This window comes from Lysinibacillus pakistanensis (genome assembly GCF_030123245.1).
In the GTDB taxonomy this organism is placed as follows: domain Bacteria; phylum Bacillota; class Bacilli; order Bacillales_A; family Planococcaceae; genus Lysinibacillus; species Lysinibacillus pakistanensis.
The window spans coordinates 1,613,351-1,630,137 of record NZ_CP126101.1; the positions used below are offsets into that span (position 1 = coordinate 1,613,351).

Below are 16,787 nucleotides of genomic sequence, written 5' to 3' on the forward strand. Positions count from 1 at the left end.
CATGGTATTGATTCTTAGAGAATGATTTTGTGAATGGTAATTCTTTAGGGAGATACTTGAATGAATCACCAATATTTAATAATACTTCTTCACGTTCAGTAGGAGTTGGTACTTCATTAAAAATTTAATGGTTCTGATTGGTTTCCTAACTCAACAAAAATCATATTATCTCCCTTTCTTATTCTGTTGTGAAATAATTTACATTTCTAACTTGATTTACACTATTTTATTGTTAAATAACACGGTTCTATAATTATGATTCTCTCCTTTTTATTTTATTTAAATGCCTCCCAATAATAACTTCCTAATAAATTAGGTGCAGTTGCAGTTGCTATAAATCCATTGGGTAGTAACTGTACATTTGTACCTCCGTAATTATGCCATCTATAGTTGTTTGTATCGAAAGCAAAAGTGTCTGCAATATGACTGACCATAGGATTGTATATTATTCTTGCTCCGCCATTGGATGAATAGATGTTTATAACTCTAGGCTCGAATGACAGTCCAGACACACTGAAAATTGTAGAAGAGTCAGACATATATGAAGTTCCATTCCCTTTTGCTCCTCCGATTGTTTGTATAGCATTAATATTATTAGCCATTGTTGCAAATGTAGCATCCGAAGCAGTTTGAACTCCTTTACCAGTAATGGCAGATGCTACTTGTGCTTTACCATTACTTACAGATGTGAAAAGTTGCTGTATAGACGGTGACCACTTAGACCACCCTTCATTAGGATGATAATGTCTAACTTTCATATCGGGGTTGTTTATATTGTTATAAGACCTAGCAAACTGTGAGCGCGCGTTAGTTACTTTATTGTCGCCATAGAATACTTGTTCTATATACCAAAAAGCATTAGGCTGACCTTCACTAATAGCATTGGCATGATTAGTTATAAACGTTGTATCCAAGAAAGTATTAGGGTCAGGATAACCGCCATCTGTTGACTTATCTACTGCTATTGAATCTGATTTTCTATCCCATCTATAAATAGCGTCATAAGTTGGTATTTGGCTTGCTTGCGGTGTCCAAGGGTATCCAGTCCAAGATGTACCTAAGTCCTCATAAACTATTGTTGCATTTTTTAACATATCAAAAGGTTCATATATACATAACAATTCAACCTTAACACTCAATATATTCAGTGCCTGTGGTTTACGCACAATAGGAATGGTAAAAACATGTTCATTTCGATTAAAGTCAGGGAAATAATATTGAGTAGCTATACCGCTATCTGCTTTATATATAGTTCTATTGTAAGTATGTACAGTATTATCTGTTTTAAGATAAGATGTTTCATACTCAAAAGCACCTGAACCATCCGATGACATGTAAGAACCTGTCACACTGACTTTAACTGTCCCACCAAAGGTAGTTGCCGGAATTACAATAGACACCATTTCAATATTACTAGCAGGAGCTTTCCAATCGTATATATGGAATACTCTAGATACACTTGTTTGTCCAATATTGGTAATATCTGTATCATTATAAACACCTTTTTGCCATGAGTTCTCAACTTTGGAAGTGAGAGTCTGCAATTGACTCTCTGCTCCTTCTGCTTTATCTATTTTTGTTTTTAGATTATCATTAAGATTCCCATAATCAATCTGATTACCTTTGTATGTCATCAGCATCTAACTCCCATCCATAAACTTCTACTAATTCTCGAATAATATAGGAACGATAAATCTCATTAGTAATGTCGTCCAAAATATATGTCCGTCCTGTTTTCGGATTAAGTCCTTTGTTCACAATACGTTCTACTGCAATACTCACTATAATATGATTGGCCATTATAATAGCTCTCCATTCACTAAATCGGCTTGCAATAGTAAAGCGTCTTCAAGTTCTCTGATATGTTTTGCTTGTGGTTCTTCAATATCTTTAAGAATTACCTCTTTAGATACAGGGTCGACACCAATAATCATTTGTTTACTGTAATCTATTGACCCATATTCTAAATCTATGAATTTAATAATATCGTCGGGGTTTCTTGGACTGTTGGCATCGTCAATTTCTCCAGCAGTACCTATTATTGTACCAACCCCTTCAACATAATACACTCGGTTTCCAACTTTCATAATATTACCTCCTTATTTACTAACAAACCAATCAAACATTGCTCCACTATTAACAGTAGGGTGCGCAACCCTAACCTCAAACCCTCCGTAAAATACAGAAAATACGTTACCATGACTTGCTCCGTTTGCTGTGACTTGGAATTCAGAAGTTGTAAAATCAGCGTTATATGTTCCCCAGAATCTATCTGTAGTTGCTCTTGTTCTAAACGTTATAACCCTCGGTGTAAAGTCTAACCCAGTAATCCTAAATACGGTCTGGTAACTTTCAAAATAATAAGTACCTACTCCCTTTTTGGCGGTACTAAGGAGTCTGATGTTATTGGCAGTAGTCGCAAAAGTTGCATCAGGCGCAGTATAAACACCCATGTCAGTAACCGCCTGATTTACTACTGCTTTACCATTACTGACAGATTGAAAAAGTTTTATTATGTCTACGTCTTTATTTTGAATACATACCCACGCTGACCATGTAGTCGCATCAATCTGATACCTTTTAAAAATAACGTCAGAAGTTTCAAACCTTTGCTTTAAGCCACCGCCACTTTCATCTGTCCAAGGCTTAATGGTAGTTAAGATACCGTACATATCCATTAAGTTGGTAAGACCTAAGCTTTGCGATTGAGCAAAGCACTTAAATGTCCCCATTCTATTTACCAAATAACTATCTAAAACATTTCTAAATTGCTCTGGTGTAAAATTAGCTACATTATGAGTACCGCCTGCAAATTTAAAAGTCCTGCCGTCAATAATATCATTCCACATAGTAGTATCCCACTTATTCCATACAGCAAGTGTAGGTATTCTACTAACTTGTGGCTTCCAAGGATACCCGCTATCGGTTGGACTACCTTTATCATAGACAAAGAAATCTGTTTCATCCATTACTTGAAATGCGCTTCTACCACTAAAGTTGTAACCCTGAATCTCAATTTTTACTATAAAAGGGTTAGTAGCAGAAGGTGCTTTTTGCACTATTAAAGTTGCAGTACCACCTTCATGTATATAAGGAAGGTGTATATAATAGTCTTTAGCAAATGCAGGTGTTATAGTTTCTAGTACATAATCATTTAATCTTTCACTAATATCTTGATTAATATAGTTGCCTATCCTATACAATACCGTAGCACCACCATGAGAATCAGAATTCCCCCAAGTGGATGTGTAGGTAACTTTTATCAAACCAGTAAAAGAACCACCAAATGGAATATTTATATCTAATTGCTCTACGTTTCCTGTGTCCTTCCAGTCTGACTGTTTTATATATAAAACTTTTTCTGCTGTAAAGTGACCTAGATTAGTAATATCTGTGTCATTGTAAACACCTTTTTGCCACTTTTTATCCAGTTCTTTTTTAATAACCACACCTTGAGAAGCCGCTAGAGCCTTAGTAGCATCATCTGTAGTTAGATTATCTACTAGTTCAATTTTACCTCCAGCATTATTAATAGCGTACTGCACGTCTTGACCTAACTTTGAAAATGCAATAGAACCGTCAATAATATTGTTACCGTCAAATTCTACTTTCATATTAGGCATATTACGGAATACTATTAGCACAACATTATTTTTAGCAATCTCAGTATGCGGATTATCAGGAATAGAAAGTCGATTATTTGTAATAGTATAAGATACAGATTCAAGGAAAACTGTATTATGGAATACCATTACTGAGTCAGTAACTTGATTATATGCACCTGTAGGTAAATCCCATATAGTTTGACTTTCAAGATCAGTAACTAATGGATAAGAATTAACACTTACATTTCCACCGCCACCAGTACCTGAGCCACCTCCGCCTTCAATCCATCCTGAATCATGGATTAATGAGCTTGTATTATCGTATGTGTAAGAACGCATATAGGAAATAGCAGTAGTGGGGTTAATTATGTTAAATATCTTAACAACATTTCCGTTATCAGGATTTTCATAAACTAGTAAAGTAGCTGCATGGTCTGTTTCTGTAGGCAAGAAATCAAGGGCATCATTTTTAACCCAAAACATACCGTTATAATCTGCATCTATATAATCTTGTTCTGAAATAACGATTACCTTATCACCGATACCTTTATCAGTGAAGTATTCTTTTATTGCTGTGTCTTTATCATCAATCTGTTGTTGTGTATAAGTTCCAATTTCATCTGCTGTTAGCTCTACATTACCTGTACCATCAGGACTTTTACTATTAACAGTTGAGACAGCACCAGTACCATCTACACCACGTAATGCTAATAGAATCCAATTTGTATTCGTTTCAGAAGGAATAGAATTAAGGTTGTTATCTCCCTTAGATTGCCATGTACTACCGTTATAAGTTACAACGTTATTTTTAGAATAAGTAGTAGTGCTATTCCATACAGTAGCCTGACCCCAACCTTTAATAGAATCTGCTGCTTGATTGGCTTTATCAGTAGCTTTCTTGGTATCTGTTATAGCTTCCTCAGCTTCATTAATTTTATTATCAAATTCATTCTGACGATTTTGTTCATTTTGAATTCTGGTAGCTTCATTGGATTCACGTATACTTTCAGCATTTTTTCTATCTAACTCATTTTGTTGACGAATACTTTCATTAGAATTTCTAGTATTTTCTGATGTGATACGATTTTGTTCATTTGTGTTTCTTATTTGTTCTGCATTATTTGCCTCATTGAGTACGTCGTTTAATTTGTCTTTTAAATTATTTGCTTCAGATAGGGTACTTTTCACTTCTTCATTAAGTAATTGAACCTCGGCGATCAAATCTTGAAGAATACCGATATAGCTTAGATCTTTATCTTTTAGGTGATCAAATATGAAAATAGAGAATGGTTGAATTGATACCATTGAAGTACCAGAATATATAGAAAGAATGGTTGTTAGCTTTCCGGCTTCATTCATCTCTACACCAACGAAATTATAAACAATCATTTGAGTGTTAACGTCTATGTATGGTTCACCGACAATTGTTTGACCTGAAGGCAACTTAAAGGTAATTTCAGCCCTTGTAAAAGCAGCTAAATCGAACTTTTTGCCATCATCAAATATTTTAAATTTTAATGTTGCAGAATCTCCTTGCTTAAAGGTAGGAACAACACTCGTCATTCTTCTTTTGATATCTACGTTTAATGTATATTCATTTTTAAATGACATCTATAAACTCCTTTCTCTAATTAATTTTTTCATTATTTAATTTATAGAAGTTGTAAACATGTTCAAATTGACTACAAACTATATCATAGGTTTCTGCTAATTCTCCTGATACAGTTATTAATTCCTCATCTAAAAATAAATGGGCAATCATAAGTAACATTTCTTTATTAGATTCATTCAAATCAATGTGTAAATATTCATCCAATAATATATCCATTTCATTTAAATACTCTGCAGTAACCCTAAAATTACCTTTTTCATCAATAATAATTTCGTTGTTTTCATCTTTAATGGCATATTGATTTTTTAACTCATTTTCTTCAGGCTGAATAATATTATTGTAATGTTCTTGTAATATGCGGTTAAATCTTGAACGTAATCTCGATGTTTTACCTTCAAGTTCTAAATCAAAAAGTATCTTGTATGTATTTGATACATGTTTATTTTTAATTTGCATTTACTGATTCTCCTTAAAACTAAATTTAAAAAAGGACTACTCACTTAAGGCTAGTCCACAGCATAATTTGTATTTAATTTTTGGAATTTCTATATAACCTTCATTATTTTTATTAGCAATGTTATATACAAATAAATAACGAATACCATCTTCGATTAATTTTCCGTTAGTTTTTTATATTTATTACGTTAAGTAAAAAATATTTACTCCTCAATTTAACAGATGGAAATTTAATCAATCTTATTCTTTTTCCAATTTAAGATAACCAATTTCACCATTCGAACCACGTACATACAGCCGACCTCCACCTGTACCACCTTGTGACCCATTCCATACTAGGCGCATATCATTGTAATTACTAACCACTGCTGATTCATTTCCAATCCATAATGAACCCTCAGGTATCTTAACACCTGACATGGCTGAAATGGTAATCATATCTCTAAAGTATGAAATTTGACTAGCTCCTGCAACACCACCAAATTTAATTCCTTTTGCATTTGGGTCATTAAATCTAGTACCTAAGTTCAACCAGTTTCCAATTGTAGCCTCTTCTGATATATTGATATCTGCTGAAGTAATTTTAGTTCCACTAATTGTAGTACCATTAATAGTTGACCCACTTATTGTGCCACCTGTAATTGTAGTACCTGTAATAGATCCTCCGTTAATTGTGTTACCAGTAATAGTATTTCCTGAAATAGTACCTCCAGTAATTGTACCACCATTAATAGCAGTTCCATTTACAGTACCACCATTAATTGTCGTTCCATAAATATTTGAAGCTGTGATAGTTCCACTAAAAGTTGCATTCCCATAAATATCAATTTCAAAGGTTTTTGTACCATTCGTATTGTATCCACGAATACCATAGTCATCCATTTTTACCCCACGATTTGGAGAAGTAGAAGTCTGAATAAGAAAGTTTTCCTGAGATGTCATTCTGCCTGAATTAGCGTTTAGCTCAAAAGTTATACCACCAGAAGCGTTATAACCTGTAATTCCTGAAGAAGTAATCACTACACCTCGATAAGAGGAAGGGGAGGACTTTATAGTTAAATCACCGATAATTTCAACTTGACCTGTTGTTGCATCGACATTAAAGGTACGTACACCGTTGTTATTAAAAGCTCTAAAGCCGCTTCCATCTAATTGAGTGCCTCGATAGGCATTGGAGGATGATCGAATATCAATTGCACCATCATATACTCGTAACCCATATTTATATTGGGAAGGGGAGTCTGGATGAGGGTATCTGCCGAGATGCACTTTAATTTTTCCATTTGTATCATAAACTGATTGAAGTCCGTTATAAATCGTGACTATGCCTAATTCATCTTCGATATGTAGTTTATTCCCCAACAGTAGTCGTCCTGCTAGAACCTCTGCGTGTACACCACGCTTAGAAATCGCCACAGCTATAGAGTTGCCACCGTCAGGAGTTATGGCCATTAAGGCGTTATTAATTACAAGGTAGGTTTTGTCATCTTGTAAATCCTTGGAGTATAGTCCTCGTTCATTGATTGTAGTAGAATTTGCATAACCTCCGAGGAGGATATTTTTAGCTGTATCAAATTCACTATTAAGAATTTGTGTGACACCATCCATTGCATCTTTGCCTTGATTCCATTTGTACTTATCCATATTGACTGTGGTAGATGTATTGGAGATGTCATAAATGACTTTCTTTAATTTCCCATTCTCATCCACAACATCTTTGCCATTAGCAATTGTTAAATTGACAGAGTCATTATTAAAATCAAATAGCATTTCTATAATTTTTAATGTTAGCCTGACACGAAGTTCATCATTTTGAACTCGGATAATGTCACCAATTGCAATTTGTTTCATTGACATGGTTTCATGAAGATTGCTTAAATAACCTTCTAATCCGACATTGACATGAATAGGTGGTTCGTTTAGCGTTTTAAATATTTCTTTAGCCTCTTCCAATAAATCCTTTTCATCCGTAATAGAATCGTTGTGGTGTTCTTTGACAATGATGTATTTATTTAATTCTGTGATTTCTTCAGGGGAAAAGTTATGTTCCATTTTTAATTGAAGGCCTAAATCCGACATCTGCTGCTCAATATTCATTAATTGTATGTTCAAAGTTGCGATCTGCGAATTTTTATTATTAATTTCATTTTGTTTAGCATTGATGCGGGAAATGACATTTGACCAATCAGCTCTACCAGGTGCTTGATCTTGATAGGTATAGTTGATAACATCCCGTTCATTTAAATAGGTTTTTAATTGAGTTTCTAAATTAGATAATTCTTGTTCTTCTTGCTGAATGTCATCTTGTTTTGTTTTCTTCTGTGCTACTAATGAATCGAATTGACCCTGGAATGATAGTAATTTTCTTTTGTATTTTGTCAGGGCTATACATAATTGATTGGACATATAATCCGATTGTTTAATTACGTTGTAGTTAGTGTCACATTCAAAAGGATACATAAAGTAACTAAAATCTTCTAAGTAGTTTGAACCAGTAGGGGAGAGCGTTCGAAATTCTAAGCCGTCCTGACCATAAGCTTTTAAGCGTGTAACCATATCTTCGGCCTTAGTTGCTACTGAAAGGGAATCAAGTAATATACCCTCTTTTAACCTAACACCGCGATTCATTCCTATATGATTAGGCTGATGAAGATTAACCTTACGATTCGTTGTATCCCAGACAATTAATGCATTAAACCTTTCCGCAATATCAAATAAGCATTGTAAAACAGTAGCAGAACTTACATCAAATGAGCGATATTTCAAATTAAATGCAGCATCCACATAGTCTAACTTCCATTCCGTTTCTGCTAAGAAAAAATTTACATATTCAGATAGAGTTTTAGAGGTTTCTTCATAGTCACGAATGTTTTTGTCTGCTAATTCAATACCACAACTATAGGCTGTATAAGAAATTGAATTTCCATCGTTGCCTACTTGCTTATTTTTATCTAAAAAAAGGAAGTATTCTACTTGATTGTTGTAGGTCATTTTTAAATAATAGCGATCTTTGATTAGATCAATTAAAGGATTGTCTATTAAAATATGCTGTCGTTCAATTTTTGTAGGAATTGTAAAACTGATTTCGTTAATAGCTCCTAGTCGAATAGTCAAACTTAATCCATATATTTCTTTTAAGGGTGAGATAACAGTACGGTCAGGTTTACAAAGTTTTAATAGTGGATACGTATGATCACTTACCGTATTTGTATAGCTTATAGCTCCCATGTTAATTCACCTCCTTCCTGTAGGTATTTGTATTCAACACTAAATTCAATTTTATAATTCCCTTGGAACTGTATCTCATAATTAGAATTACATTCTCTCGCTTCCTCCCCCTGAAAATCTAACCAATAGTCATTATGAAAATCATATAAATAACGAGAATTATATTCTTGAGAGGACACAATCATTTCATTTTCACAGTCAACTGTAACGATTTCATTAGCTAAAACGTTTGTAATGATAAATTCCTTATTGTCTGTGATGTTTCGAATAATAATCGGAATCTTATCTCCAATTTGTGTTATTTTTAAAAAAGGTCGAATGGTTGCATCGCCTTCATTGAAAAAATTCCAAGTTTCTTCACCAGCCACATGAAAATCATATGTTTTCTTAGGGGAGTAGCGGTAGGCATCTTTACATCTAAAGGTTAATTCAATAAAACCTTCCCTCAATCCGTTATGAATAAGCTTGGGTTCGCCTGTCAACATTGCATAATAGATTTTCTCAGGTTCATTATTAAACCAAAGGGGGCAATAGAAATCCGTCCATAACCATCTTGCAATAGCTCGAATATTATTTCTATCTCTCCAGTCTTTAATCCAAATAGCCATAGAAAAAGAGAGTGGCTCAATCTCCACTCCCTTAAAGTAACGCTTTTTTCCTTTAAAAACAGACGTTTCAATTATATTCCTTGAAGGAAGGAATGTCTCTTCGTAAAGTCCACTGCTTGGATTAATCATCATTACTCCCATATCCTCAGAGGATATCCCATTGAAAGTAAAGCTAGTGTTTTCGAGCATTATTTCACTCCTTTCTTAACTCTTAAATCATTCCAAATATCTTTTGCAAAATTATTAGCCGTTGTTTTATTGGCGATCATTTCACCAATATCAAAATTGAATTCATATGTATCACCCCCCATACTAGCTACATTACTAATTAAGCTTGTAGGATTACTAATGGTATGTATCATTGGTGTGAAGAAGTTTGCGGCTCGTTCCATTATATTTGCCATATCTAATAGGCGTTTTGTATCAATAGGGGAGTTGATTAATTCATTAGGATGAACAATTACTTCTTTGCCTCCTTTACCATCAATACCATTCCCACTCCATTTTGTCATCCCGCCATGTAAAGCAGAGGCTTTATTTCCTAATAGTAATTTTGCCCAATTTTTTAATTCATTTTGCATTTCTGTACTATCAAAAATAGTATAATTTTTCATAACAAAGTTACTTAAACGTACTAAATCTTCATTACTTAATTTACTTATCTCAGCATTGTAACTAGAATTTGTTTCAATAGAAGAGCCTTCTCTACGTCCTGCTTTTGCTATCGTATGAGCTTTTTCACGAATATTAGCAGCTCTGACAGGAGTTGCATTGCTAGCTAATACATCTGTCATATATTTCCCCATAATTACTTTAAAGTCAGCATCAGATAAATGTCTAATTTGTGAAGTTGAATTTGTATTTTGAGGAAGTTCATCTGGTGAATAATTCATCCCAGCTAAATAGTATTGTTTTGCTAAATCTTTAATCTTTTCTTGATATTCGGGTGTCATAACAACAGTAGCATTGCTTTCTAAAAATTTACTGAATGCTGTTAAATCGGACTTAGATAAGCTATTAATTATACTATCAAAGGAATCTGTAGCTTTAATTTCAGAACCATTTTCACGACCTTGTGAGGCTAGTATATGAGCTTTTTCACGAATATTAGCAGCTCTTATAGGATTATCAACTTGCAGTGCTAATTTATCAGTTAGATATTTCCCTAGTAAAACCTGCATATCTCCAAGAGTGAGTTTACTATTTTGACTAGAATTTTGATACGAAGAATCGTTGTCAGCAGAAGAACCATAAATACCTGTAGGAATAGAAGAATTCTGTACGAGCGTCATGAGGTTCATAGCTTCTTTTAGTGTATCAATAATGTTTTGGCGGATAGTTAGACCAACTGCTTTCATAGTTCCATCTAAAGTGTTTCCTAATTCAGGCATCGTCGTCTCTAGCCAGTCTATGAAACCACCGAATTCCAAACGGAGATTTTCGAAGTTACCACTAACAATATCTTCTCGTATTTGTGCAAACTTTCGTTCATCGTTTAATAAATCATTGTAATGTTGTTCCCAATAACTCTTTAGGTCATCTATACGTTTCAATTCTTGATTATGATAGTCATCCTCAGCTTTAGATTTACCATCAATCTCTTTGTCTTTCATTTCAAGAAGATCATTTAGACTTTGCTTCTGTAGTTCTATATCTCGATCATGACGTTTTTCTTGAATGTCCTCTTCAATGTTGAAGAGTTGCTCTTCAAGTTTTTTACGTTTAGACTTTGCCTCATGACTATCATCAAGAGAGAGGAGCGCAATTTGACGTTGAATATCATTTTTCTCTTTCTCTAATTTGTCAATATCCATGGAGTAATCCCGTTCAGCTTCTTGTCGATCAATTAATCGAAGTCGTTCTTCTATAGCTTCTCGAAATTTATTTCTCTCATCGTCGATATTTTTCATGATATTTTCATGTCGCTTATTTTCTGCTTCAGTTTCTAATTCATATTGGCGAATAACGGCATCTTTTTGTTCCTGAATGTAATCTTTATAGACCTTGATGAGTGTTTCTGCCAAGTCTTTTTTTTGTTTAATAATTTTAGATTCTATTTGTGTTTCTGTTTTAAGTATTTCCGATTTCTTATTTTTTAGTTCTAAATTATAATTTTGAAGATCTTCTTTTAAAGCTTTAATATCATCAGGATTCAACTCTACACTTCTTAATTGATTTTGAGTAATTATTATTTGGTTATTAATGTCTTCTCTTAATCCATTCAATAAAGAAACCTGGGAGTTTAGCTCCTTTAGTACATCACCAGAGCGCTCTAATTCTTTAACTTTTGCTTCGTTTTCAGTCATTGAATCGCTCACAGTTTCATACATGGACTGAATGATTTTGCTTTGTTGCAGTTTGAACTCTTTTTCCTTAATTTTTTCATCGAATCTTGTTTGAAGATTAATGATAATCTCATAATTCCTATGACGTAATTCAACTGATAAATCTTGAATTTGAACAGTTAATGCAGCATATTTGTCTTTTAATTGCTCTAAAATTTCTCCTGAATATTTACTAGATTTTATTTGAGCTTCTAAATACTTTAATTCATTTTTATTAATAGCCTGCTTCTTCTCCATATGAGAAGTAATCGATTGAAGAGTTTGAATGTAAGCATTGGAATTAGAATCTAGTTCTTTCAGCTTGGAGCTTTCAAGTTCGATTTTGGAGTCCTCGGTTTTGCGCTGAGCTTCGTATACATCTAAATAAGCCAGAGACATCTCACCTAATGCTGAATTAACAGAATGCATTTCAGTTTTGAGTTCTAGCATTCGATTTGAATATTCTTCTACAGTTTGACTATTTAAACCTTTTGTAGTAGTTATCTTTTCTAAAAATTCTAGCTCCTGCTGATTGACTGCTTGTTTTTGCTCCAAATACTTTGTTTGCAAATCCAATGTTTTAGTGTATCTGTCAGATGATTTATCTACTAATTTTATCTTTTCTTCTTCATGAGATAGATTAGCATCGATAACAGAACGTTTACGATCAAATTTGTCTAAACTTGTATCAAGATCTCTTTTTTCTAAATCTGTAATGGTTAATTTCTGTTGAAGAATATTATTTGATAGGGAATTTAATTCAGAAGTAGCTTGATCAATAGCCTGCTGTGATGTGTCAATAGCAGTATAATTTGTAGACCTTACAGTGCTTGATTTTGCATTATTTAAGTAATCCATAGGGTTGATGGCTTTGTCATTTTTTCTAACCTCATAATGCAAATGAGAACCGTCACCACCACCTTTTGTAAAAAAACCAGAATTCCCAATAGTTCCAATTTGTGTGCCAGCTGTAACATTGTCTCCAATTTTAACGAGCGTTTTTTCCATATGTGCAAATAGATGTTTTATACCCGAGTCATCCTTAATCATAACAATATTGCCATATGTAGAATCCTCTTTGTTATTGCCTGCGTAACCACTCTTTATTACTGTCCCACTAACAGGAGCATCTAATCGTTGTCCTTTAGTGCCATCAATATCTACACCTAAATGAAAATCCTTCTTTCCATTTAAAATACGGTTGCCAAAATTGCTGGTAATTTTACCACTCCAACCATTTAGTTTAGTAGAAGAAGTAGTAGTGGATGTATTACCTGAAACAGTGCCTGTCTTATTGATTTTTCCGGAAGAAATTTGAGATTTAAGAGATTTTTCTTGGTTTTCAAGTAAATTTAATTTATCCCTTTCAAGCTTAAGCTGAGCCTGCAGTGAATTTCGATATTCATCAGAATGCTTTGGGAAAGTAGATTGAATTTTTACTTGCTTTTCAATTTCGGAATTGAGGTTTTCTAAAGATTTTTTAAATGTGTCTGTTATATAGATCGAATCTTTCGTAGCTGTATTAGAAGATTTTGAGGCTTTTTTTGAAGACTCTATGGAAGTAGTAAAGCCATCAATCTCCGCAATATTAGAATCGAAATCCATAGTTAAACCATTTAATTCTTTTTTATAGTTTCTAATATTATTTTCTACCACTAATTGTTGTGCCACTAGACCTATTCCAAGTAGTCCATTCATTTGACCAATTATTTTTGATGTAATTTCATTAGCTTTAACATAATATTCTAACATCATAATTTGTCTTTTGATATTTTGAATTTTTAATTTAGTAACTTGGGTAGAGGATAGCAACATTTCTTGATCAGCAGTTAATTTTCCATCACGAGCTAATTTATATCCATTTAACAGTGTTTCATTTGCCTTGTTCTCAGCTTCAATTGCTTTTATCTTTTCCTCATTTAGCTTAATAGCTTTACCGTCATTATCAAGTAAAGTGGGATAATTTGAATTTAAGCTGTTTATTACTCCGTTCCTAGTGTGCATTACGTTTACAAGACGCTGCTCTTCAGCTGTTAAATTCCCTTTTCGACTAAGGTTTCGAATCTCTTCTTCTGAATAATCCTTCAATTGATTAGTTAACATCTGATATTGGAATAATAAATCCGAAGTGTCATTTACTTTTTTCTGAGATACACCTGCTAGTTGTTCATAAATTGTTGTAAATTTTTCTGCTTCTTTGTTGTAACCAAACATTTTTTCTTTTGCTTCAGCTAATGTTAAATTATTGGTTTTCATTTCCACAGACAGTTTCTTTTGAGTTGCAATCGTGTCGTCGTAATGTAAATTAAGTGATTTCATGATACTACTTACGACTTCTTCACTAAAGCCTAGTCCAGTTAATTCAGCTCTAACATTAGACAGCTTATCTTTAGCACTGCTAGCCATGGAGTCAAATGTTTCAGTAGTTGCATTCTCCATATTTTGAAAAGAACCTATAACATCATTTATTAATGTAGAGGCGTTCTCGTTTGAAAATAAGGCTGTTAAAGAATTTTGTAATGTATCTAAATCCTTTACATCTGTAACATCAATTAACTGTGCTGCAAAACCCTCAGCGGTGTTCTTTAAACTATCTGTTAATTTATCATTTTCATTAATAATATAAGCAAGATTGGAAATATAGTCAGATTTTTGAGCTGAAATTTTTTGATTTAGTTTAGCTTCATTATCAGCTATTTCCTCCATAAAGTGATTAACATCGTTGCTTAGTTGCTGATAGTAGTTAACTAAGTCATTATCGCCGCTTTTTTCAGCAATGGATTGTAGCTTTTTTATTTCGTTTAATTTTTTTTCAAAATCTGCTGCCGTTTTAAGTAATGGTTTACCATTATCATCCGAAAATTTTTCATTATTTAGGATGTTAGAAGCCATATTGGAGTCTAAGATTATAGCTGCATTTTGGGCTATAGTTTTTTGCTTGTCTTTAAGATCAGAAATAGCTCCTTTACGTGTATCAATATTTTCATCACGTTTTTCTTTTGCTTCTTGTTCAGCCATTTGTGCTTCTAAAGCCTGTTGCTCTTTCAAAAGTTCGATTTTTACTTTTAGAGCTTCAGAAGAACCAATTATTTTATTACCATATTCATCTTCATGGGCAACAATATTAGGTAAGAGTTCACCAAGTTGATTAGAAATATCCTGATATTCGGCAAGGACAGTAGGATCAGCATTTCCTAACGCCATAGATTTCTCTAATTGTGCATATTTATTTACTATGCCATCGATTTCTTTTGCGTTTGATGTATAGGCGTTCAATATTTCATGTTCTTCAGTCTTTAATTCCTCAAGCTTTTGTTTTGCTTTTTCTTTATGTTTCGAAAATTCACCTATTGCAAACTCACTAAAACCTAAGACAATTCCAGCTATATTAAATCCTCTAATTGCCTTTTTGGGTAATTCTATACCTGCAATATCCTCTGCAAATGTTTTAAAGGTGGATGCTTGACCCATCCAACTCGTTATAGTAGATATTGAAAAAGTAGCACTTTGAGCTGCAGCGGCTGTATTTTTTCCAAAGGCCTCGATACCTTGGTTAATCTTTTCTAGTTGTTGTGGGATGTCTGATAATCCTGCTATGTTTAAGCCTTCACCAAGCTGAATATTGGATAGCTGGGTGTTTAAATCTGTTATCTGGGAAGTTAGTTGCTCGAAATCGGCTGTATCTGCATAGGCCTTATTTAATTCATAAATCGTATATAAATTGGATTCTAAAGATTGTAGATTTGCAAGTGTTTCTTGAATGCCTCCGAATTGAATATGATTAAAGCTGATAGTTTCTACTTCAGTTTTTAGTTTAGATACAATATTTTCTAATGTTCGTAGGTCACCAGCCGGGGTTTTTGCTAGCTGCTTGTAAAATTTGCTGACATTGATGTTGGCATCACCAAATGCTTGAGATAGTGTGTTAATTGATTTCACAGAGTGGGTGATCTGCTTCTTCAATTCGTCGAAAAATGAGAGGGAAGGGGTTGAGCCACTTCCGATTTCTTGATATTTTTGGTTAACGCTCTGTAGTTGTTGCTCCAAGGCTTGTAATTGTTTTTCAAACTCTATTAATATTTGAGTGTTGGGTCCTTTGACATCTAAGCTCATTTTAATAGCAGGTATGTTTTTTAATCTTTTGATGTAGGTCTGTATATTTTTTCTTGAAATATCGTCATTGATACCTAGAGCAGCTAATAGCTCTATTGGTTTTGTTTGTCCACCACCAGTACTCAATCGATTTTCCCTCCTAATTTTAGATAATCGATCAATACAAGGCAGTGATCGATTCATCTTTCTTTATTGTTGTATAAAACAGTAAATATCCTAAAATATTCAAATACCCACCCAAAGAAGGTAGGGGAGTAGTTCAAAATTTTAACTATTTATGGGCAGAGGCTAAAAATCATCAGAAGTTCCTTCGGTGTCCTTAGCAGCAGTTGCTTGTAAAATATTGAAGTACTCTTTTTCCATTTCTAAAAATTTAATACTTAAGTGCAATCGTTTATTAATTTCCTCTAATGCATTGGAGATTTCCTGCATGGTGAACATTTTTGTTAAAAATATGTCGTACCAGCCAATATCCACGAGATAATTCATTGTGGCAAAATGCGTTTCAATGGGTTTATCCTTTAATTCACTTTGTAAATCTGTAAAATGCTTAATGATTAAAAAGAAGATATAATTATTTAACTCATAATCATTTTCAAAGTATTCCAGCTTGTGTTGCTGAGCATATTCCAGCGAATTCGCTAAATCATTGATCAATATCGTGATTTTACGTTTACTAAACTTTGGATAGTAATAGATGAACTTTCCTTGTTCTTTATCGATATAAAACTTTTGCTTCTTATTTATGGCATCAGCACTTTTTTGAATATCCGCTAACGTTAATTTTGTTTCACGTTTTGTCATTTTTAAGCTCCTTTTATGTTCAATAGAAAGGGTAGAG

The 16,787-nt window shown here is 33.4% G+C and carries 9 protein-coding genes; all 9 read right to left on the bottom strand.

Annotation, left to right across the window (positions count from 1 at the left end):
• Window positions 1-275: 275 nt before the first annotated feature.
• Window positions 276-1,634, bottom strand: coding sequence for a hypothetical protein (locus tag QNH24_RS07625; protein WP_283871477.1), 1,359 nt, complete (start codon window positions 1,632-1,634; stop codon window positions 276-278).
• Window positions 1,618-1,800: a hypothetical protein gene (locus tag QNH24_RS07630; RefSeq protein WP_283871478.1), complete on the bottom strand. Its 183-nt coding sequence runs from the start codon at window positions 1,798-1,800 to the stop codon at window positions 1,618-1,620. The genes QNH24_RS07625 and QNH24_RS07630 overlap by 17 nt, the downstream gene beginning before the upstream one ends.
• Window positions 1,800-2,087: a hypothetical protein gene (locus QNH24_RS07635; RefSeq protein WP_283871479.1), complete on the bottom strand. Its 288-nt coding sequence runs from the start codon at window positions 2,085-2,087 to the stop codon at window positions 1,800-1,802. Before QNH24_RS07635 ends, QNH24_RS07630 begins: the two co-directional genes overlap by 1 nt.
• 12 nt (window positions 2,088-2,099) lie before the next feature.
• Complete coding sequence (locus tag QNH24_RS07640; RefSeq protein WP_283871480.1) at window positions 2,100-5,216, bottom strand: hypothetical protein; 3,117 nt, start codon at window positions 5,214-5,216, stop codon at window positions 2,100-2,102.
• A 16-nt stretch (window positions 5,217-5,232) separates the two neighbouring features.
• Entirely contained in the window at window positions 5,233-5,673 is a 441-nt protein-coding gene (locus QNH24_RS07645) for a hypothetical protein (RefSeq protein ID WP_283871481.1), read from the bottom strand.
• Window positions 5,674-5,913: 240 nt separating this feature from the next.
• Entirely contained in the window at window positions 5,914-8,901 is a 2,988-nt protein-coding gene (locus tag QNH24_RS07650; protein ID WP_283871482.1) for a phage tail protein, read from the bottom strand.
• On the bottom strand, window positions 8,889-9,698 hold the full coding sequence (locus QNH24_RS07655; RefSeq protein WP_283871483.1) for a distal tail protein Dit: 810 nt from the start codon (window positions 9,696-9,698) through the stop codon (window positions 8,889-8,891). Before QNH24_RS07655 ends, QNH24_RS07650 begins: the two co-directional genes overlap by 13 nt.
• Entirely contained in the window at window positions 9,698-16,072 is a 6,375-nt protein-coding gene (locus QNH24_RS07660; protein WP_283871484.1) for a peptidoglycan DD-metalloendopeptidase family protein, read from the bottom strand. Before QNH24_RS07660 ends, QNH24_RS07655 begins: the two co-directional genes overlap by 1 nt.
• Before the next feature lie 162 nt (window positions 16,073-16,234).
• The gene (locus QNH24_RS07665) at window positions 16,235-16,750 is read right to left on the bottom strand and encodes a hypothetical protein (RefSeq protein WP_283871485.1); all 516 of its coding nucleotides are present in this window, start codon (window positions 16,748-16,750) and stop codon (window positions 16,235-16,237) included.
• Between the last annotated feature and the right edge of the window lie 37 nt (window positions 16,751-16,787).

Bases quoted from the DNA above. Each gene is read 5' to 3' on its own strand.
- QNH24_RS07625 (WP_283871477.1), bottom strand. From the start codon at position 1,634: ATGACATACAAAGGTAATCAGATTGATTATGGGAATCTTAATGATAAT.
- QNH24_RS07630 (WP_283871478.1), bottom strand. From the start codon at position 1,800: ATGGCCAATCATATTATAGTGAGTATTGCAGTAGAACGTATTGTGAAC.
- QNH24_RS07635 (WP_283871479.1), bottom strand. From the start codon at position 2,087: ATGAAAGTTGGAAACCGAGTGTATTATGTTGAAGGGGTTGGTACAATA.
- QNH24_RS07640 (WP_283871480.1), bottom strand. From the start codon at position 5,216: ATGTCATTTAAAAATGAATATACATTAAACGTAGATATCAAAAGAAGA.
- QNH24_RS07645 (WP_283871481.1), bottom strand. From the start codon at position 5,673: ATGCAAATTAAAAATAAACATGTATCAAATACATACAAGATACTTTTT.
- QNH24_RS07650 (WP_283871482.1), bottom strand. From the start codon at position 8,901: ATGGGAGCTATAAGCTATACAAATACGGTAAGTGATCATACGTATCCA.
- QNH24_RS07655 (WP_283871483.1), bottom strand. From the start codon at position 9,698: ATGCTCGAAAACACTAGCTTTACTTTCAATGGGATATCCTCTGAGGAT.
- QNH24_RS07665 (WP_283871485.1), bottom strand. From the start codon at position 16,750: ATGACAAAACGTGAAACAAAATTAACGTTAGCGGATATTCAAAAAAGT.